Origin of the sequence: Buttiauxella cochleicola (assembly GCF_021282435.1) — a bacterium.
In the GTDB taxonomy this organism is placed as follows: Bacteria; Pseudomonadota; Gammaproteobacteria; order Enterobacterales; family Enterobacteriaceae; genus Buttiauxella; species Buttiauxella massiliensis.
Window position 1 is genome coordinate 347,167 of record NZ_JAJSOT010000003.1, and the last position, 19,834, is coordinate 367,000.

A 19,834-nucleotide genomic window follows, 5' to 3' on the forward strand; every position below is an offset into this window, starting at 1 on the left:
TACTCAACGCAAGACCAGCAGCAGGCCCAATACGACCACCGCACCGATACTCATTGATGCCACATACCAGCGCAGATAACCGTTTTCACTCACCAACAGGCCGCGACCTGCAAAGCGTGAAAGAACTGCCGGAATGTTCATCAGTGAATTCAGTGGATCGCTCTTGATAAGCCAGGCGATACCCAGGAATGGCTTAACGAAGACTTTGTCGTAAAGCCAATCGAAGCCCCAGGCATGGAACCACCAGGTACCGAAGAAGCGACCCGGTGCGCTGTTGGCAATCGCTGTTACCAGAGTACGTTTACCCAGCCACAGCCATGCGGCAATCAGGATACCGGCGATGGCGACAACACCAGAGGTAATCTCAAGTGCCAACACGCTACCGTGCGCAAGTTCTGTAGTCGCTGGCAGAACACCTGCAAGCGGCGGAACAATCATTGCACCAACGAAGGTGGACAACACCAGCAGCACAATCAGCGGCAAGTTGTGAGTGATGCCTTTAAGTGGATGCGCGTGAATCTGCTCTTTACCGTGGAAGACGATGAAGATCATACGGAAGGTATACAGTGAGGTCATAAACGCACCGACCAGACCAGCAACCATCAGGTTCACATGACCATTCGCCATCGCACCGGCCAGAATCTCATCTTTACTGAAGAAGCCCGCAGTAATGAGTGGCAACGCGGACAACGCGGCACCGCCGACCAGGAAGCAGATATACACCAGCGGAATGGACTTACGCAGGCCACCCATTTTGAAGATGTTTTGTTCGTGGTGGCAGGCAAGAATCACCGAACCGGACGACAGGAACAGCAGCGCTTTGAAAAACGCGTGAGTCATCAGGTGGAAGATTGCAGCATCCCACGCTTGCACACCGAGTGCCAGGAACATATAGCCAATCTGGCTCATGGTCGAGTACGCGAGTACGCGTTTGATATCGGTTTGCACCAGCGCCGCAAAGCCTGCCATCACCAATGTTACTGCACCCACGATGCCAACTAAATGCAGCACTTCCGGCGTTAACAGGAACAGGCCGTGAGTACGAGCAATCAGGTAGACACCCGCGGTAACCATGGTCGCTGCGTGGATCAGTGCTGAAACTGGCGTTGGGCCAGCCATCGCATCCGCAAGCCAGGTCTGCAATGGCAACTGTGCAGATTTACCCACCGCACCGCCCAACAGCATCAGGGTTGCCCACATCAGCATCTGGTTGCCAGCTGCAAAGTGCTGCGGAGCCAGTTCAACCATTTCGCGGAAGTTCAGCGTGCCCAGTTCGTTGTAAAGAATGAACAGCGCAAACGCGAGGAACACGTCGCCGACACGGGTTACCACGAAGGCTTTCATGGCTGCCGCGCCGTTCTTCGGATCGGTGTAGTAGAAACCAATCAGCAGATACGAGCACAGGCCCACGCCTTCCCAACCAAGGTACATCAGCAACAAGTTGTCGCCGAGAACCAGAACCACCATGCTGGCGATAAACAGGTTGGTGTAGGCGAAGAAGCGCGAATAGCCCTCTTCCCCACGCATATACCAGGAAGCGTACATGTGGATCAAGAAGCCAACGCCGGTCACCACAGACAGCATGGTCAGTGACAAACCGTCGAGGATCAGGTTGAAGCCGATGTTAAAATCGCCAACCGACATCCACGTCCACAGCGGTTGAGTGAATGCCTGTTGCCCGTTGTTGAAGAAATCAACACCGACAATCGCGGTCACTAACGCAGTAAGACCAATCGAACCCACGCCAACGGTGGCAGAAAGGTTTTCCGACCAACGGCCACGGGAGAACGCCAACAATAAAAAGCCAATAAAAGGCAAAAGAATGGTTAACCAGAGAAGGTTCATCCACGCATCTCACTTACTGAATCGATATTCAGGCTCTGGCGACGACGATGGAGCTGCAATAACAGCGCGAGGCCAATACTGGCTTCGGCGGCAGCTAAGCTAATCGCGAGAATATACATCACCTGGCCGTCAGCCTGGCCCCAGTAACTCCCGGCGACCACGAACGCGAGCGCCGCGGCGTTGATCATCACTTCCAGACTAATCAGCATGAAAAGCAGGTTGCGACGAATCACCAGCCCGGTCAGCCCGAGGACGAACAAAATGGCAGCGAGGATTAGTCCATGTTGCAGCGGAATCATACGTGCTCCTCCGTTTTTCTTTTCGCGGCTGCGTCAGCCTGGCGATTGCTCAGCACTTCACCCGGACGGTCTTCACGACCCAGGTGGAATGCAACAACCAGACCCGCCAGCAGCAGCATTGAGGCTAATTCCACTGCCAGAACATACGGTCCGAACAGCGCAATACCTACCGCTTTTGCACTCACTGGCGTACCGTCAATCCCCTGGTCATTCAGACCCAGGATTGCGTAAACCAGCACCGAAAGCAGGACGGCTGACAAAATGCCAGGGCCAATCCACAACTGCGGTTTCAGCCAGTTACGCTCTTGTTCAACGACCGCACCGCCGAGGTTGAGCATCATTACCACAAAGACGAACAGCACCATGATGGCACCGGCGTAGACGATAATCTCAAGCGCTGCGGCGAAGTACGCTCCCAGGGAGAAGAACACCCCGGAAATAGCCAGCAGCGAGATGATCAGATACAGCAAGGCATGCACCGGGTTGGTATGGGTGATCACTCGAAGAGTGGTCCCGACCGCGATGATTGCGCAAATATAAAAAGCGAATTCCATTGCCTTGCTCCTTTAAGGTAATAGGCCTTTGACGTCGATAGGCTTGGCTTCGTTTTCCGCTTCGCCCTTATCTTTGCCGTCGATTGCCATACCTGCCATCCGGTAGAAGTTATATTCCGGGTATTTGCCCGGACCGGAGATCAACAGGTCCTCTTTTTCGTACACCAAATCCTGGCGCTTAAACTCACCCAGTTCGAAATCTGGGGTGAGCTGAATGGCCGTGGTTGGGCACGCTTCTTCGCACAGGCCACAGAAGATGCAGCGCGAGAAGTTAATGCGGAAGAATTCTGGATACCAGCGGCCATCTTTTGTTTCTGCTTTTTGCAAAGAGATACAGGCTACCGGGCAGGCGACCGCGCACAGGTTACAGGCTACGCAACGCTCGGAGCCGTCCGGATCGCGCGTCAGCACGATGCGGCCACGGTAGCGCGGCGGTAAATAGACTGGCTCTTCCGGATACATCTGCGTTTCGCGTTTGGCGAACGCGTGCAGACCGATCATCCAGATACTGCGTACCTGGGTGCCGAAACCAACCGCTAACTCTTTCAATGTCATGGTTTTTTCACCCCTTATGGTGCCTGATACAGAATGACCGCGGCGGTCACCAGCAGATTAACCAGTGTCAACGGCAGGCAAATTTTCCAGCCGAAGGACATCACCTGGTCATAACGCGGACGAGGCAATGAAGCACGGATCAAAATGAACATCATCATGAAGAATGCGGTTTTCAGCGCAAACCAGATGAAAGGTGGTAACCACGGGCCATGCCAGCCACCAAAGAACAGGGTGACAATCAGGGCTGAAACCGTAACGATGCCGATGTACTCACCAACGAAGAACAGGCCGAACTTCATGCCTGAGTATTCGATGTGGTAACCATCTGCCAGTTCTTGCTCTGCTTCTGGTTGGTCAAACGGGTGACGGTGACAAACTGCAACACCAGCAATTGCGAAGGTAACAAAGCCGAAGAATTGCGGAATCACGTTCCACAGGTTGGCCTGATTATCAACGATATCGCCCATATTGAACGAACCTGCCTGCGCAACAACGCCCATCAGCGACAAACCAAGGAACACTTCGTAGCTCAGCGTTTGTGCCGAAGCACGCATTGCGCCCAACAGTGAGTATTTGTTGTTACTTGACCAGCCAGCGAACAGCACCGCGTAAACCGCGAGGCCTGCCAGCATCAGGAAGAACAAAATACCAATGTTCAGGTCGGCAACGACCCAGCTTGGGCTGACCGGCACAATGGCAAAGGCCAACAGCAGCGAGGTAAAAGCAATCATCGGAGCCAGGGTAAAGATGACGCGGTCCGCAAAACGCGGAGTCCAGTCTTCTTTAAAGAACATCTTGATCATATCCGCGACGAGCTGGAGCGATCCGCCCCAGCCAACACGGTTAGGCCCGTAACGGTTCTGGAACAGGCCCAGCAAACGACGCTCGCCAAAACTCATGAACGCGCCACAGGTCACCACGACCAGCAGGATCACCACCGCTTTGAGAATGCTCAGCAGAATGTCGATAACATCCGGTGTTAACCAACTCATTGGCCAGCCTCCTGGAGATTTTCAAGACGCGCACCCGCCAGCACCGGAGCGATGCCAGGCATACCCATCGGTAAACCGACCTGCCCTGCTGCCAGACCTTCGGAAAGCTGCAACGGCAGACTCAACGTCTGGCCTTCGTAACTAAACGAAATCAGGCTTCCTGCATTCACGCCCAGTTTTGCAGCGTCAGCCGGATTGAGCTTGATATACGGTTCCGCCATACGGCTCTGGAAGATTGGTGAACGCTGGGACATTTCATCACTGCCAAACAGATGGTAGTAAGGCGCGATACGCCATTTCCCTTCTTCTGCCTGGAAGATTTCCGGCACATCGGTGAAATAATCAATACCCGTGTCGGACGCTTCAATCAGACGCACACCCGGATCGCCGTGACGCAGTTTGCCACCCACTTCAGCCTGGAATTTGTTCCATGCCTGAGGTGAGTTCCAGCCTGGCGCCCATGCGAATGGGATTTGCTGACGATTTGCAGACGGGCTGTTGTTCCCTTCCATGGAGAAGGCGAACATGGTGTCTTTATCCTGCGGCTGACGCGGTTCGTGCACGCTAATGTTGGCACGCATAGCCGTACGACCACTGGAGCGGATTGGAGAACGTGACAGTTTCTGACCACGAATACGGAAGCTGGCATCAGGTGCCGCCTCTTTAATTCCGGCCAGTTGTGGCAACGCTTTCACACACGCATCGATAACATGGTCAAGCTGCGTCCAGTCCACTTCACGGCTTTGAACCGTGCTGTGCAGGGAGTGCAACCAGCGCCAGCTTTCCAGCATCACAACGGAATGGTCGTAATACGCCGGGTCATAAACCTGGAAGAAACGCTGTGCGCGGCCTTCGTTGTTGATAACCGTACCGTCGCTTTCAGCGAAGCTTGCGGTGGAGAGCACCAGATGGGCTTTATCCATAATCGCAGTGCGCTGATGGTCGATAACCATCACCAGCGGAGCTTTACTGAGTGCTGCGTCAACGCGAGCCGCGGAAGCATGGCGATGCAGATCGTTTTCCAGCACCACTACCGCATCGGCAGCACCGCTTTCCAGTTCACTTAACGCTTCTTCCAGCGAGCCGCCGCCAATCAGGCCGAGGCCAACGCTGTTAACCGCGCGAGCCACCATAGTGATACCAACATCGGCACCACGGCCTTTCAGCGCTTTCGCCACGTTGGCTGCCGCCTGAATCACCGCTTCGCTTCCGGCGTTAGTACCGGATACGATCAATGGTTTTTTCGCACCCGCCAGGGCTTGAACAATCACGTCGACTTTGTTTTTCAGGTCGCGATCTAATTCAACGGCTGGGGAGTTGCTGTCCAGCGCGTTAGCAATCGCGAAGCCCAGACGCGCCTGATCTTCAACCGGCGCACGGTAAGTCCATGCGGCGATGTCGTCCAGACGAGTGCTGTCGATGTTAGTCACAAACAGCGGATGTTTAGCGTGCTGGCCAATGTTCATGATCGCCGCGATTTGCCAGTCAGCGACTTTCTGTGCTGCTGCCATTTCACGTGATTTGCCTTTCACAGCCTGACGCACAGCCAGTGCAACACGTGCGCCGGTCTGAGTAATGTCTTCGCCGAGCACCAGAACCGCATCGTAGGTTTCGATTTCACGCAGTGCCGGAGTGTGAATGCCACTTTCTTGCAGCACTTTGAGCATCAGTTGCAGACGCGCTTGCTCACCCGTTGCGATACCGGTGTAGAAGTTGTCCGCACCCACCAGTTCACGCAGCGCGAAGTTGCTTTCAACGCTGGCGCGTGGAGAACCGATACCGATCACTTTCTTCGACTGGCGGAGAATATCTGCCGCACCCTGCATCGCCTGATCGGCGTTCAGCGTGATCAGATCGTCGCCACGACGCTGGATCGGCTGACGTGGACGATCCTTCAGGTTGACGTAGCCATAGCCGAAGCGGCCACGGTCACACAGGAAGTAATGGTTTACGGTCCCGTTGTAGCGGTTTTCGATACGACGCAATTCGCCGTAGCGCTCGCCAGGACTGGTGTTACAGCCGATGCTGCACTGCTGGCAAATGCTTGGTGCGAACTGCATGTCCCACTTACGGTTGTAGCGCTCGGAGTGAGTTTTGTCGGTGAACACGCCGGTCGGGCAGATTTCTACCAGGTTACCGGAGAATTCGCTCTCAAGCGTGCCGTCTTCCGGGCGACCGAAGTAGACGTTATCGTGCGCACCGTAGACACCCAGGTCGGTGCCGTCAGCGTAATCTTTGTAATAACGCACACAGCGGTAACAGGCGATACAGCGGTTCATTTCGTGAGAGATGAACGGGCCGAGATCCTGATTACGGTGGGTTCGTTTTGTGAAGCGGTAACGGCGGAAGCTATGACCGGTCATGACCGTCATATCCTGCAGGTGGCAGTTGCCGCCTTCTTCACAAACCGGGCAGTCGTGCGGGTGGTTAGTCATTAACCATTCCACAACGCTTTCGCGGAATTCTTTTGCTTCGCTATCGTCAATAGAGATAAACGTACCGTCTGAGGCTGGTGTCATACATGACATCACCAGGCGCCCACGATTGTCTTCTGCGTTCTGATATTGCTTCACCGCGCACTGGCGGCAAGCACCGACGCTGCCTAGCGCCGGGTGCCAGCAAAAATAAGGAATATCGAGGCCGAGCGACAGACATGCTTGCAGCAGGTTGTCTGACCCGTTTACCTCATATTCTTTGCCGTCTACATGTATCGTAGCCATAGTCAGCATGCTTCCAATTAATTATAAAATTTCATAACCTGCAAACTTGTTGTCAGGTGTTACCAGCGCGCTTTTAACAAGTTAGGCTGAATACCGCTAATCGCGCGGGTATTACCGAAATCTTGTTTGGCAATGCCTGCTTCGAATTCTTCGCGGAAATATTTAATGGCACTCTGCAATGGCTCAACCGCACCTGGCGCATGCGCGCAGAAGGTTTTACCTGGACCGAGGAAACGACACAGTTGCTCAAGTGTCTCGATATCCCCAGGCTGGCCTTCGCCACGCTCCAGCGCACGCAGAATTTTCACACTCCACGGCAGGCCGTCACGGCACGGTGTACACCAGCCGCAAGATTCGCGGGAAAAGAACTCTTCCAGATTGCGCACCAACGGGACCATACCAATTTCATGGTCAACAGCCATCGCCAGTGCGGTACCTAAACGGCTGCCTGCTTTGCCGATGCTTTCGAATTCCATCGGTAAATCCAGGTGTGATTCGGTCAGGAAGTCGGTCCCTGCCCCACCCGGCTGCCAGGCTTTGAATTTCAGGCCATCGCGCATGCCACCGGCGTAATCTTCGAGAATTTCACGTGCGGTGGTACCGAACGGTAATTCCCAGACGCCTGGGTTTTTCACGCGACCAGAGAAGCCCATTAGCTTAGTGCCAGCATCTTTGCTGGCAGAAATGCCCTGGTACCACTCCACGCCATTGGCCAGAATTGCTGGCACGTTGCACAGGGTTTCAACGTTGTTTACACACGTTGGTTTACCCCACACGCCGCTTGATGCAGGGAATGGTGGTTTTGAACGTGGGTTCGCGCGGCGGCCTTCCAGGGAGTTAATCAGCGCGGTTTCTTCACCGCAGATATAACGCCCGGCACCGGTGTGCACGATCAGTTCAAAATCGAAACCTGAACCGAGAATGTTTTTGCCAAGCAGGCCCGCTTCGGTCGCTTCTGCAATAGCACGGCGCAGATGCACAGCCGCTTCGATGTACTCGCCACGCAGGAAGATGTAGCCGCGATAAGCTTTGAGCGCGAACGCAGAAATCAGCATGCCTTCCACCAACAGGTGTGGCAGTTGCTCCATCAGCAAACGGTCTTTATAGGTGCCTGGCTCCATTTCATCGGCGTTACACAGCAGGTAACGGATATTCATGGACTCGTCTTTCGGCATCAGGCTCCACTTCAGACCGGTGGAGAAACCTGCGCCGCCACGCCCTTTCAGACCTGAGTCTTTAACGCGGGTAACGACTTCATCTGGTGCGAGGCCAGTCAGAGCAAGACGCGCACCTTCGTAGCCATTTTTGCTGCGATATTCATCCAGCCAGACGGGCTGTTTGTCATCACGCAACCGCCAGGTCAGCGGATGGGTCTCGGCAGTACGAATAATCGTCTTCATTTATACTGCTCCAGCAAATCAGGGATTGCTTCCGGCGTCAGATAACTGTGAGTGTCCTCATCAATCATCATAGTCGGCCCTTTGTCGCAGTTGCCCAGACAGCAAGTTGGCAGCAGGGTAAAGCGACCATCAAACGTGGTTTGACCCGGTTTGATGCTCAGTTTTGCTTCGATAGCCGACTGAATGCCCTGGTAGCCCGTAATATGGCAAACCACGCTATCGCAATAGCGAATAACGTGGCGGCCCACCGGCTGGCGGAAAATCTGGCTATAGAAAGTCGCAACACCTTCTACGTCACTGGCTGGAATGCCCAGAACTTCAGCGATGGCGTAAATAGCACCGTCTGGCACCCAGCCACGCTGCTTCTGAACAATCTTCAGCGCTTCGATAGAGGCTGCGCGAGCATCTTCGTAATGATGTTTTTCGTGCTCAATCGCATCACGCTCGAATTGACTCAGCTCAAAGGCTTCTGCCTGGGGTTGTTGTTTATCGTGCATAGTTAGCGATCCACATCAGACATTACAAAATCGATACTACCCAGATAGACAATCAGGTCAGAAACCAGACTGCCGCGAATCGCCGACGGGATTTGCTGCAGGTGCGCAAAACTCGGGGTACGAATACGGGTACGGTAGCTCATGGTGCTGCCGTCGCTGGTCAGGTAGTAACTGTTAATCCCTTTCGTCGCCTCAATCATCTGGAAGGATTCGTTAGCCGGCATGACCGGGCCCCACGAAACTTGCAGGAAGTGAGTGATCAGGGTTTCGATATGTTGCAGCGTGCGCTCTTTCGGCGGCGGCGTTGTCAGCGGATGGTCAGCTTTGAACGGGCCAGCAGGCATGTTTTTCAGACACTGGTCAAGAATGCGCAAGCTCTGGCGAAGCTCTTCAACTTTCAGCATCACGCGGGTGTAGCAGTCGCTGATGCCACCGCCAACCGGGATTTCGAAGTCGAAGTTTTCGTAGCCTGAGTAAGGGCGGGCTTTACGGATATCGAAGTCAACGCCGGTAGCACGCAGGCCAGCACCGGTGGTGCCCCACTCCAGCGCTTCTTTTTTACCGTAAGCGGCAACGCCCTGAGAACGACCTTTCAGGATGGTGTTGCGCAGTGCGGCTTTCTCGTAAGAATCCAGACGTTTCGGCATCCAGTCGAGGAACTCTTTAAGCAAGCGTTCCCAACCGTTTGGCAGGTCGTGCGCCACACCGCCGATACGGAACCAGGCCGGGTGCATACGGAAACCAGTAATCGCTTCGACGAGGTCATAGATTTTCTGACGGTCGGTAAAGGCGAAGAACACCGGAGTCATCGCGCCCACGTCCTGAATAAACGTGGAGATGTACAGCAAGTGGCTGTTGATACGGAACAGTTCAGAGAGCATGACGCGAATCACGTCAACGCGTTCAGGAACCTTGATACCCGCCAGTTTTTCAACCGCCAGCACGTATGGCATTTCGTTGACGCAGCCGCCGAGGTACTCGATACGGTCGGTATACGGAATGTAGCTGTGCCAGGACTGACGCTCGCCCATTTTCTCAGCGCCACGGTGGTGGTAACCGATGTCCGGTACGCAATCGACAATTTCTTCACCGTCGAGTTGCAGAACGATACGGAATGCACCGTGCGCTGATGGGTGGTTAGGACCAAGGTTCAGGAACATGAAATCTTCATGCTCGCTGCTGCGCTTCATGCCCCAATCTTCAGGCTTGAAGGTTAGCGCTTCCATCTCGAGGTCTTCTTTCTGTTTGGTCAATTCAAACGGATCGAACTCGGTGGCGCGCGCCGGGTAATCTTTACGCAGCGGATGGCCTTCCCACGTTGGCGGCATCATGATGCGCGTCAGATGCGGGTGACCATTAAAGGTGATGCCAAACATTTCCCAGGTTTCACGCTCGTACCAGTTGGCGTTCGGGAAAAGTTTGGTGACCGTTGGCACGTTGAGATCGTTTTCAGACAGCGCAACCTTGAGCATGATGTCACGGTTACGGTCGATAGAAATCAGGTGGTAGAAAACGGAAAAATCCGCGGCCGGTAAACCGTCGCGGTGGGTACGAAGACGCTCGTCCATACCATGCAAGTCAAACAGCATGACGTAAGGTTTTGGCAGTCTTTTCAGGAAATCGACAACTTCCAGTAATTGTTCACGCTTAACCCAGGCTACCGGAACACCGGTACGGGTTGGCTGAACGGTAAAGGCATCCGGCCCAAAACGGTTACGCAGTTCGCCAATAACCGGATCATCAAGATGGTCACGGGTTTGCCAGGCTTGCTGGTTGGCATCATGCGCGGTTAAATCGGTCATAATTCTCACCATTGCAAATGGTACTGTGGTGACTGTTGGTCAGCGGCTTCGCGCTAATATTATTGATATGCGAAGTAAACTCACGCCGACCACAGGCGCAAATTAAATCTCGTCAGGTGACCGCAAATTGGTGACAGCAATACGCTCGCCACGTTTACGCTCGCGCTCTGATTGCATATTGGCGCGATACACACCCTGATCGCCAACCACCCACGACAGCGGACGACGTTCTTTACCGATAGACTCTTGCAGCAGCATCAGAGCCTGCATGTAAGCTTCCGGACGCGGTGGGCAGCCTGGGATGTAAACATCAACCGGCAGGAATTTATCCACGCCCTGCACCACGGAATAGATGTCGTACATGCCGCCGGAGTTGGCGCAAGCACCCATCGAAATAACCCATTTTGGTTCGAGCATTTGGTCATACAGACGCTGAATGACCGGAGCCATTTTGGTAAAGCAGGTTCCTGCAATCACCATCAGGTCAGCCTGACGCGGAGAAGCACGCAATACTTCGGCACCAAAACGTGCCACGTCATGCACGGCGGTAAACGAGGTCACCATCTCAACGTAGCAGCAAGAAAGGCCAAAGTTATAAGGCCAAATTGAGTTTTTACGACCCCAGTTCACCATATCGTGCATGGCATGTTCGAGCTTGCCCATGTACACGCTACGGTTGATTTCTTGGTCAAGAGGATCGGTCACGATCTCCTGTTTTTGCAGGGGGTAACGGTCGTTCTCACCGTCGGGGTCTATGCGGGTGAGCGTATAGTCCATCTTATTGCCTCATTTTATGCTCGTTATAATTCAATTTACAGCGGTGTTGGCTGCGTTCATAAACCCCAATCACTTACCTAAGTAAGCTCATGGGATTTACTCGCTTGCCGCCTTGCTGTAATCCGAATTCTTTAGAGCATCTTGCGTATGACGGTTAGTGATACTGTCGGTTTCCGGGTTGATTTGGGCACGGCGCGAACGCGCAGGTGTCCAGTCAAGCGCGCCAATGCGCACCAGATACACCAGGCCTGCCAGTAGCACTAAAATGAAAATTGCGGCCTCGACGAAGCCTACCCATCCACTTTCACGGATGGACACTGACCACGCATAGAGATACAAGGCTTCCACGTCGAAGATAACGAAGAACATGGCAACCAGGTAAAACTTGGCGGATAGACGTAAGCGCGCTGTACCAACTGAGTCGATACCTGACTCGAAGGGAGTGTTTTTGTGCCGACCCTTAGCTCTCCCGCCAAGGAACCAGGCCCCGAGAAGCATTACGCAACACAGGCCTATGGCTACAATAAGAAAGACTGCGAACGCCCAATGGTGAGCGATAACTTCAGTGGATGTTGACATACTCATTGCTTACTCATCAAAAGTGGCGCCAAAGTCTCTGCTCTTGCTGGCAGATGAACACCACATCGATTCATGGGGAGGAACAATAAACCTTACAATAACTGCCGGAATCAAAACTTTACCAGCAAATTGATGGGGTTTTTTACTCCTTTCTATAACCTTTTGTCAACTTTAACAAAAGTATCCACACATTAATTTACATGAGCCCAACTTCATTAACATTTAGTGCGTTAAAAATCAGTAATGCCGAATCATTAACCCTACTTTAATGAAGGTGAATCGTGTCCGTTAACGAGGAAAAAAATATCTACTGCTCTATTTTGGCAGGAAATCTCAACTATTCATCCCCCTAAGAGGGAGTATTTTCTTGATCTGAGACACGCTTCTGTTAATCCATCTCAGAAACCAACAACATTGCAGCGTGTTTTTTAACATTTAAACGAGTGTTGAGTCGAAGGAAGTATGTAGAAGGTAGGTATCTAGGGCGCTATGAAGCAGATTGTTTTAAAACATGTTTTTACAAATTAGTAATAAAGACATCTTGCAGTGATTAAAAAACAGGCCACTGAGTCAATAAATGACCTCAATGACCTGTTTTCGAATTTCATATTTTGTTACTAACAAACCGAAGGCATTACTCGAAATCACGTTCCATCAGCACGGTATCATCATCTTCGTCTGACGAAGCCATGTAGCGGTATGGGTTAGGGTTTGATTCCAGAGCACTAAAGATAGCCTGAGCCAACTCATTACTGGTTTGCACATTACGGCACAACAAATATTGAGTATCTGGCATAACTGGTAAGCCATCAGCATTACCCAGTACACGTAATTCAGGGCTCATCATTTCAACAGGTCGTGCAGTCACACCCAGGCCGGCTTTCACCGCGGCACGCACAGCCGAAAGAGTGGAAGCAACATACGCAATACGCCAGGGAATGCGCGCTGCATTCAAATGCTCAAGCATCATATCCCGGTAAGGACTCGGATCGTCGAGCATGACTAAAGGTACGGTTTCACCTTTCTGGAAGACGTAATCCGATGCGCAATACCATAAAGTTGGCGAGGTACGTAACACAATGGATTCAAAATGCGCGGGTTTTGATGTGGTGACAACCAAATCAACTTCCTGCTGATTAAGCATTTCAACCATAAATGGATTACGTTTAACCCGGACATCCAACGCCAGCTTTGGATAAACCGAACTTATTCGGTTAAGCAAGAAAGGCAGAATGGTATCCGCAGTTTCATCAGATGCGCCAATCGTGAGCACACCCTGCAAATTACTAAACATCAGTGACGTACATGCTTCATCATTAAAACGTAGAATTTTTCGCGCATAACCCAGAAGCTGAATACCATGCTCGGTCAGCAGCTTATTACGACCATGACGGGCAAAGAGCTCTTTTCCTACTAACTGTTCAAGACGCTGCATCTGCTGGCTTACAGCCGATTGCGTACGGCAAACCGCAACTGCCGCCGCAGCAAAAGTATTCAAATCCGCTACGGCAACAAAAGTCCTTAGCAGATCGAGGTCGAGATTTAGTATCGGACGATTTGCGTTAATCATAATTTTTTCACTAGTAGGTTGCTCTTACGAGTCTGCCTTAGTTTTATTGCTGTGATTTATCAAAAAGATAAAGCAATTCCCTTTTACAGAACGTCTCCCGAGGGGCCATACCGTCATCCTGACAGTCGTTCTGACTTTTTATTTTTCATGCATCCCAGTACATGCGAGCCAATAATGTAGATCACATATTCCAGGAAATATTATACCGCCGTAACCAACATACAAACATTCGTCTTATTGTTCTAGTCACTTAAATTAAAACTGAGTAATTATTGTAAGCCTACTTCAGTACTGAGTTTTATTTATTCAACATTTTGTGGCTACGAGGATAAGTGCAATGAAAGTTTTCTCTATGTCATTTTTGCTGCACGGACAATTACCAAAGAACAATGGTTATATACTAACCCGAGGTAAAACATAGAGTTTCAGTATGTCCAAAAATAGACACTCGTCATTTTCCGTGACATATCTTACCGCAAATCATGCCATTCCATAAGTTTTGTTGCGAATTATCTGATCTCATTCTCCTTTTTCATTTCACTCTTCAACAGGTTATTCATAAAAATCCCTGAAGCTATACGAGGCAAAAGAGAAGTAACTTAACTCTATTCTTCGGTTATATTAATGACACTCAGAGTTATTTTTATATACATATTATTAACTCACATTAGTGAACTTCTTTTAACCTCAAGCATAAACATTCAATTTTCCTTAACTATCACTCAATTTAATTTTCAAACCACTCAGCATTACCCACTACAACACCAGCGCCACATCAGTTGATGAAATCACAAAATGGCCTAATATTTATATATACATCTATTTTATGTAAAATAATCAGTATTTTATACCAATCATTAGATATTCAATTGGTTTTTCTGCTTGTGCCTAACTTGAAAGATAAATTGCAGTCTGGCGCCTCGACTGCCTTCAAATCTGGGCGTGGCAGGAGTACATTTGTTGCCTGGTCGCTTCCACGGCAGGAAGTGGCGCTAACATTAAAGGTCAGGTTCATGTCCCCTATCGAAAAATCCAGCAAACTTGATAACGTCTGTTATGACATCCGTGGCCCAGTGCTCAAGGAGGCTAAGCGTCTTGAAGAAGAAGGGAATAAAGTCCTCAAGTTGAATATTGGCAACCCTGCGCCATTTGGCTTTGATGCCCCGGATGAAATTCTTGTCGATGTGATTCGTAATATGCCTACTGCTCAGGGTTACTGCGACTCGAAAGGACTCTACTCCGCACGTAAAGCCATCATGCAGCATTATCAGGCTCGTGAAATGCGGGACGTGACAGTTGAAGATATTTACATCGGCAACGGTGTTTCTGAGCTGATTGTTCAATCGATGCAAGCATTGCTGAACAGTGGTGATGAGATGCTGGTACCAGCGCCTGATTACCCTTTGTGGACTGCAGCAGTTTCGCTTTCTAGTGGCAAAGCCGTTCACTATTTATGTGATGAGTCGGCAGGCTGGTTCCCGGACCTTGACGATATTCGGGCTAAAATCACACCACGTACTCGCGGCATCGTAATTATTAACCCGAACAACCCAACCGGTGCGGTTTACTCTAAAGAGCTGTTGCTGGAAGTTGTAGAAATTGCGCGTCAGCATAATTTGATTATTTTTGCTGATGAAATCTACGACAAGATTCTGTACGACGCGGCACAGCACCATTCAATTGCGGCACTGGCTCCGGACCTGCTGACAGTGACCTTTAATGGGCTGTCCAAAACTTATCGTGTTGCCGGGTTCCGCCAGGGTTGGATGGTTCTGAATGGGCCGAAGAAGCACGCAAAAGGTTATATCGAAGGGCTGGAGATGCTCGCGTCGATGCGTTTGTGCGCTAACGTACCTGCTCAGCATGCGATTCAGACGGCTTTAGGCGGTTATCAGAGTATTAGCGAATTTATTGCACCAGGCGGGCGTCTGTATGAACAGCGTAACCGTGCGTGGGAACTGATTAACGATATTCCTGGTGTTTCCTGTGTGAAACCGCAGGGCGCGCTCTATATGTTCCCGAAAATCGACGCTAAACGCTTTAATATCCACGACGACCAAAAAATGGTGCTGGATTTCTTATTACAAGAAAAAGTGCTTTTGGTTCAAGGAACGGCATTTAACTGGCCGTGGCCGGATCACGTACGTATTGTGACTTTACCGCGCGTTGACGAACTGGAAATGGCGATCAACAAATTTGGTCGTTTCCTGGGACACTACCACCAGTAAACCTTGAGGGGGGAGATGTTTGCATCTTCCCCTGCCCCCCTGCACAATGGTTTTCTTTGTCGTAGACACCGAGTGTACCTATGAGCCAAAGCCATTTCTTCGCCCACCTTTCACGTCTGAAATTAATTAATCGTTGGCCGCTGATGCGTAATGTGCGTACCGAAAATGTTTCGGAGCATAGCCTGCAAGTTGCAATGGTCGCTCATGCATTAGCCGTGATTAAAAATCGTAAATTCAACGGCCAAATTAACGCCGAACATGTCGCCCTGCTTGCGATGTATCACGATGTCAGTGAGGTGCTTACGGGGGATTTACCAACGCCGGTGAAGTATTTCAACACGCAAATTGCTCATGAATACAAAGCTATCGAGAAAATCGCCCAACAGAAATTGATTGATATGGTGCCAGAAGAGTTACGTGATATTTGGGCACCACTGATTGATGAACATCGCAGTAGCGATGAGGAGCGAGCCATCGTCAAGCAAGCCGATGCGTTATGTGCCTATCTAAAATGTCTGGAAGAGCTCTCTGCCGGTAACAATGAATTTTTACTGGCAAAAAGCAGGCTCGAGAAAACGCTGGCTGACCGCCACAGCGAAGAGATGGACTATTTTATGAATGTCTTTGTACCGAGCTTCCAGCTGTCGCTCGATGAGATTAGCCAGGACTCGCCGCTTTAACCTATACCCAAAATAATTGGAGCTACATCAAGGCGGCAAGAGAGAAAATCCCCAGGGGCTTACAAAAGTAAGTGACTGGGGTTTGTAAACCCAGCCAACAAAGATGCGGCTTCAAGTATGAAGGGTATTAAAACGGGAATAACATCGGCACCATCACCACGCTTACCACCATCACAATCACCGTAAACGGCACGCCCATCTTCACAAAATCGCTGAACTTATAATTTCCAGGCCCCAGAACCAGGGTATTAACCGGTGATGATACCGGTGTCATGAATGCAGCCGATGCGGCGAGTGCAACGATCATCGCAAATGGATAAGGGGAAACACCCATCGATTTTGCCGCAGCTAACGCAATAGGTGCCATTAACACCGCAGTCGCCGTATTTGAGATAAACAAGCCAATCGCGGCACACATCACGAACAGGCAAATCAACATCATGTGTGGACCATAGCCACCGCCGAGACTCATCAACCCGTTTACAATCAAATCCACACCACCCGTTTTTTGCAGTGCAAGCGCGAATGGCATCATACCGACAATCAAAATAATACTTGGCCAGTGCACCGCTTTATAAGCACTTTCCATATCGATACAACGGAACTTGCCCATCAACAAACAGGCAATAATGGCCGCGATGGTGTTAGGAATTTCGTCCGTCAACATCAAGGCGACCATCAACGCCAGGCAGAAAATCGCATGGGGTGCCTGGCTATGCGCTGGTGACGCCTCGCCCTCTTCCACCGGCAAATTGAGTACCAGGAAATCGCGGCCTTTTTGCTGCAACTGACTAATCAGTTTCCAGTCACCGACAACCAGCAAGATATCACCAAGCTGTAACGCCTCATCGACCAACAGCCCTTCCATTGCCTCGCCATTGCGACGTAACCCAACAACGTTCAGGCCGTAGCGAGTACGGAAGCCTATCTCGCGCAGTGTCTGCCCTATCAGTTCGGACTCAGGGATCAACGAAACTTCGGCCATGCCAACATCCAGCGCCTGGTCCGAAAAATACTCGCCGCGCAGAACCATTGGCTCAAGCATCTGCTCGCTACAAAACTCACGCAGATCGACTTCAGAAGCAGACATATCAATCAACAGCACATCGCGCGCGCGAAATTCAGTGACGCCAGTGACATTGACGATAACCCGGCGGAATTTGCGCCAGCGCTCAAGGCCGATGACATTGGCGCCATAACGCTCACGCAGTTTTAAATCATCCAAACGTCGGCCCACCATCGGTGAACCCGGGCGAATTGCGAGACGACGCGCACGGCCAGCCAGGCGGTAATCTTTAATCAGGTCACGAAAAGTACGACGACGCCAGTCCTGCTTGCCATCGTCTTTGTTCTGCCCTTTCAGTGCAAAACGCGCAATCAGCATATAGCCGATACCCAGCAATAAAATGACCAGGCCAATAGGCGTAACGCTAAAGAAATGGAACCCCTGCAACCCTTCGCGCAGCAATTCGCTGTTTACGACCAGATTGGGTGGTGTTGCGACCAGCGTCATCATGCCGCTAATCAACCCTGCAAAACTGAGCGGCATCATTAAGCGCGATGGCGAGGTTTTCATGCGCATTGAAACACTGAGTACCACGGGGATAAATATTGCGACCACACCCGTTGAACTCATAAATGCGCCAAGCCCCGCAACGGTGAGCATCAGCAAAACCAGCATTTTGGTTTCACTACTGCCTGCAACATCCACAAGCCAGGCCCCCATTTTGGTAGCAACGCCGGTTCGTACCAGGCCGTCGCCAATGATAAAGAGTGCTGCAATCAGGATAACGTTGGGATCGCTAAAGCCTGAGAAGGCCTCGCTGAGAGTGAGTGTGCCGCTGAGGACAAATGCAATAATGACAAGAAGTGCAACCGCATCCATACGTACTTTGCCAGTGGCAAACAGCACCACCGCTATCGCTAACAGCGATAAAACCCAAATCAGTTCTGAGTTCAAAACAATTCCTTTTTCCCGTCTTACTTGAAGCCACAGCCGCGTTAGCTACGCTCACTTACCCGAGTCACTTACTCATGTAAGTTCCCCGGGATAAGCTCCCTTGCTGCCTTGCTGTGACTCCAATTAATTAGGGTGATAGCTGATTGAAAGGGTAAAAATCATGCCATAAAAAAGCCCCGCTATCGCGGGGCTAAATCATGTGTTTAGTGTTTTCTCAACACTTCGACTGTGCCATCTGGCAGCTTCTGAACCAGAAGCTCAGTCAACGAATGCAGAGCATAGTCGACATGCTCAAGCCGTGGCGTATCGGCCGGTGCATTGACCGCAATAACATGGCAACCTGCAGCCAGGCCAGAAAGTACACCTGCTGGCGCATCTTCTACTACAGCGCATTCTTCAGGCTCTAAACCTAATAATTGCGCACCGAGTAAGTAGGCATCCGGCTCAGGTTTGCCTCGAGCAACACGTTCAGCAGTAACAAGCACTTCAGGCTCTGGCATTCCACCAGCCGCACGACGAGCTGAAGCCACAGGTAATGAACCAGAGGTCACGATAGCCCATGGAATGCCCGCTTCGCTCAGATGAGTCAATAACTCAACAGCTCCTGGCAATGCCACAATACCGTCGGTATCTTCAGACTCGATTTTCTCAAGACGGAAAAACTCCTGCTGGATCTCTTCTTCAGACGCACCCGCCATAAAATGACGCAGTGAAGTTATCGCCTGCTTACCATGAATGAAGCCTAATACTTCTTGCGGCGAAATATCGAAACGCTTAGCCCAGTTAATCCATGCACGCTCAACCGCTGGCAGGGAGTCAACCAGAGTCCCATCCAAATCAAACAAGAAACCTTTGCACTTCACGACGCGTCTCCCCTCAGGCATTAATAATCTGCGCGATCTCATTCACACTTAAATGATACTGACGTGGGCAGGACTGCCACACTTTCAACATACGCTGATATTTTTCCCACATTGGGGTCTGCGCGTTAAAGCCATGAGTACCCGCGTCAAAGTGCGCGTAACGGCCTTCAATATTGACCATGAATCGAACATATCCCAGGAACCGAGCTTCAGTTGCTGCATCGAAGCCGAGGAAGGTGACACGGCGTTCGTCAATTTCCTGGTTATCCTTCAGGTTCGTCCAGGAGACGTGCAGCGCGTGGTACATCTCCATAATGTCGATGACAGTACGGCAAGTTTCTTCCGTCAACTCACCGAATTCACGATCCAGCTCGCGCATTTGCAGGCCGTAACCGCGCTCAATGATCGTTTGCAGGCGACGATAACGCTCGGCGTTGTCTGGATCGAGCATGGTCATCATTTTGTACTGATTAGATAAAATCAGACGCTGGGCGTTAGTCATTTCCATTTCTT

General features: G+C 51.0%; 17 protein-coding genes. 2 read left to right on the forward strand and 15 right to left on the reverse strand.

Annotation, left to right across the window (positions count from 1 at the left end):
• Window positions 1-3 precede the first annotated feature (3 nt).
• From nuoL to lrhA, 12 genes are all read right to left on the reverse strand, one after another.
• The gene (nuoL, locus tag LVQ77_RS10505) at window positions 4-1,845 is read right to left on the reverse strand and encodes an NADH-quinone oxidoreductase subunit L (RefSeq protein WP_232904402.1); all 1,842 of its coding nucleotides are present in this window, start codon (window positions 1,843-1,845) and stop codon (window positions 4-6) included.
• Window positions 1,842-2,144 (reverse strand): NADH-quinone oxidoreductase subunit NuoK, encoded by a 303-nt coding sequence (gene nuoK / locus LVQ77_RS10510; RefSeq protein WP_034458791.1) that lies wholly within the window; start codon window positions 2,142-2,144, stop codon window positions 1,842-1,844. Before nuoK ends, nuoL begins: the two co-directional genes overlap by 4 nt.
• Window positions 2,141-2,698: an NADH-quinone oxidoreductase subunit J gene (gene nuoJ / locus LVQ77_RS10515; protein WP_232865968.1), complete on the reverse strand. Its 558-nt coding sequence runs from the start codon at window positions 2,696-2,698 to the stop codon at window positions 2,141-2,143. The genes nuoK and nuoJ overlap by 4 nt, the downstream gene beginning before the upstream one ends.
• Window positions 2,699-2,710: 12 nt before the next feature.
• Complete coding sequence (gene nuoI / locus LVQ77_RS10520) at window positions 2,711-3,253, reverse strand: NADH-quinone oxidoreductase subunit NuoI (RefSeq protein ID WP_034458795.1); 543 nt, start codon at window positions 3,251-3,253, stop codon at window positions 2,711-2,713.
• A 14-nt stretch (window positions 3,254-3,267) separates the two neighbouring features.
• Window positions 3,268-4,245: an NADH-quinone oxidoreductase subunit NuoH gene (gene nuoH, locus LVQ77_RS10525; RefSeq protein ID WP_183270005.1), complete on the reverse strand. Its 978-nt coding sequence runs from the start codon at window positions 4,243-4,245 to the stop codon at window positions 3,268-3,270.
• Window positions 4,242-6,965: an NADH-quinone oxidoreductase subunit NuoG gene (nuoG, locus tag LVQ77_RS10530; protein ID WP_232904403.1), complete on the reverse strand. Its 2,724-nt coding sequence runs from the start codon at window positions 6,963-6,965 to the stop codon at window positions 4,242-4,244. The genes nuoH and nuoG overlap by 4 nt, the downstream gene beginning before the upstream one ends.
• A 59-nt stretch (window positions 6,966-7,024) precedes the next feature.
• Window positions 7,025-8,365 (reverse strand): NADH-quinone oxidoreductase subunit NuoF, encoded by a 1,341-nt coding sequence (gene nuoF, locus LVQ77_RS10535; protein WP_232904404.1) that lies wholly within the window; start codon window positions 8,363-8,365, stop codon window positions 7,025-7,027.
• Entirely contained in the window at window positions 8,362-8,862 is a 501-nt protein-coding gene (gene nuoE, locus LVQ77_RS10540; protein WP_232904405.1) for an NADH-quinone oxidoreductase subunit NuoE, read from the reverse strand. The genes nuoF and nuoE overlap by 4 nt, the downstream gene beginning before the upstream one ends.
• Before the next feature lie 2 nt (window positions 8,863-8,864).
• Window positions 8,865-10,676, reverse strand: a complete 1,812-nt coding sequence (gene nuoC, locus LVQ77_RS10545; protein WP_232904406.1) for an NADH-quinone oxidoreductase subunit C/D — start codon at window positions 10,674-10,676, stop codon at window positions 8,865-8,867.
• Window positions 10,677-10,766: 90 nt separating this feature from the next.
• Entirely contained in the window at window positions 10,767-11,441 is a 675-nt protein-coding gene (locus tag LVQ77_RS10550; protein ID WP_064512680.1) for a NuoB/complex I 20 kDa subunit family protein, read from the reverse strand.
• A 96-nt stretch (window positions 11,442-11,537) separates the two neighbouring features.
• The gene (gene nuoA, locus LVQ77_RS10555; protein ID WP_064559903.1) at window positions 11,538-12,026 is read right to left on the reverse strand and encodes an NADH-quinone oxidoreductase subunit NuoA; all 489 of its coding nucleotides are present in this window, start codon (window positions 12,024-12,026) and stop codon (window positions 11,538-11,540) included.
• Window positions 12,027-12,654: 628 nt separating this feature from the next.
• On the reverse strand, window positions 12,655-13,590 hold the full coding sequence (lrhA, locus tag LVQ77_RS10560) for a transcriptional regulator LrhA (protein ID WP_232904407.1): 936 nt from the start codon (window positions 13,588-13,590) through the stop codon (window positions 12,655-12,657).
• Between the two features lie 1,013 nt (window positions 13,591-14,603).
• Between lrhA and alaA the strand changes: the two genes are divergently transcribed.
• Window positions 14,604-15,818, forward strand: a complete 1,215-nt coding sequence (gene alaA, locus LVQ77_RS10565; RefSeq protein ID WP_064554960.1) for an alanine transaminase AlaA — start codon at window positions 14,604-14,606, stop codon at window positions 15,816-15,818.
• 80 nt (window positions 15,819-15,898) lie between these two features.
• Entirely contained in the window at window positions 15,899-16,498 is a 600-nt protein-coding gene (gene yfbR, locus LVQ77_RS10570; RefSeq protein WP_232904408.1) for a 5'-deoxynucleotidase, read from the forward strand.
• A gap of 127 nt (window positions 16,499-16,625) precedes the next feature.
• Here yfbR and LVQ77_RS10575 read toward each other — a convergent pair whose 3' ends face one another.
• The 3 genes from LVQ77_RS10575 to LVQ77_RS10585 form a co-directional block, all read right to left on the reverse strand.
• Window positions 16,626-18,458, reverse strand: a complete 1,833-nt coding sequence (locus LVQ77_RS10575; protein ID WP_232904409.1) for an SLC13 family permease — start codon at window positions 18,456-18,458, stop codon at window positions 16,626-16,628.
• A gap of 203 nt (window positions 18,459-18,661) precedes the next feature.
• On the reverse strand, window positions 18,662-19,342 hold the full coding sequence (locus LVQ77_RS10580) for a sugar phosphatase (protein WP_232904410.1): 681 nt from the start codon (window positions 19,340-19,342) through the stop codon (window positions 18,662-18,664).
• On the reverse strand, window positions 19,335-19,829 hold the full coding sequence (locus LVQ77_RS10585) for a YfbU family protein (RefSeq protein ID WP_034458818.1): 495 nt from the start codon (window positions 19,827-19,829) through the stop codon (window positions 19,335-19,337). Before LVQ77_RS10585 ends, LVQ77_RS10580 begins: the two co-directional genes overlap by 8 nt.
• Window positions 19,830-19,834 lie beyond the last annotated feature (5 nt).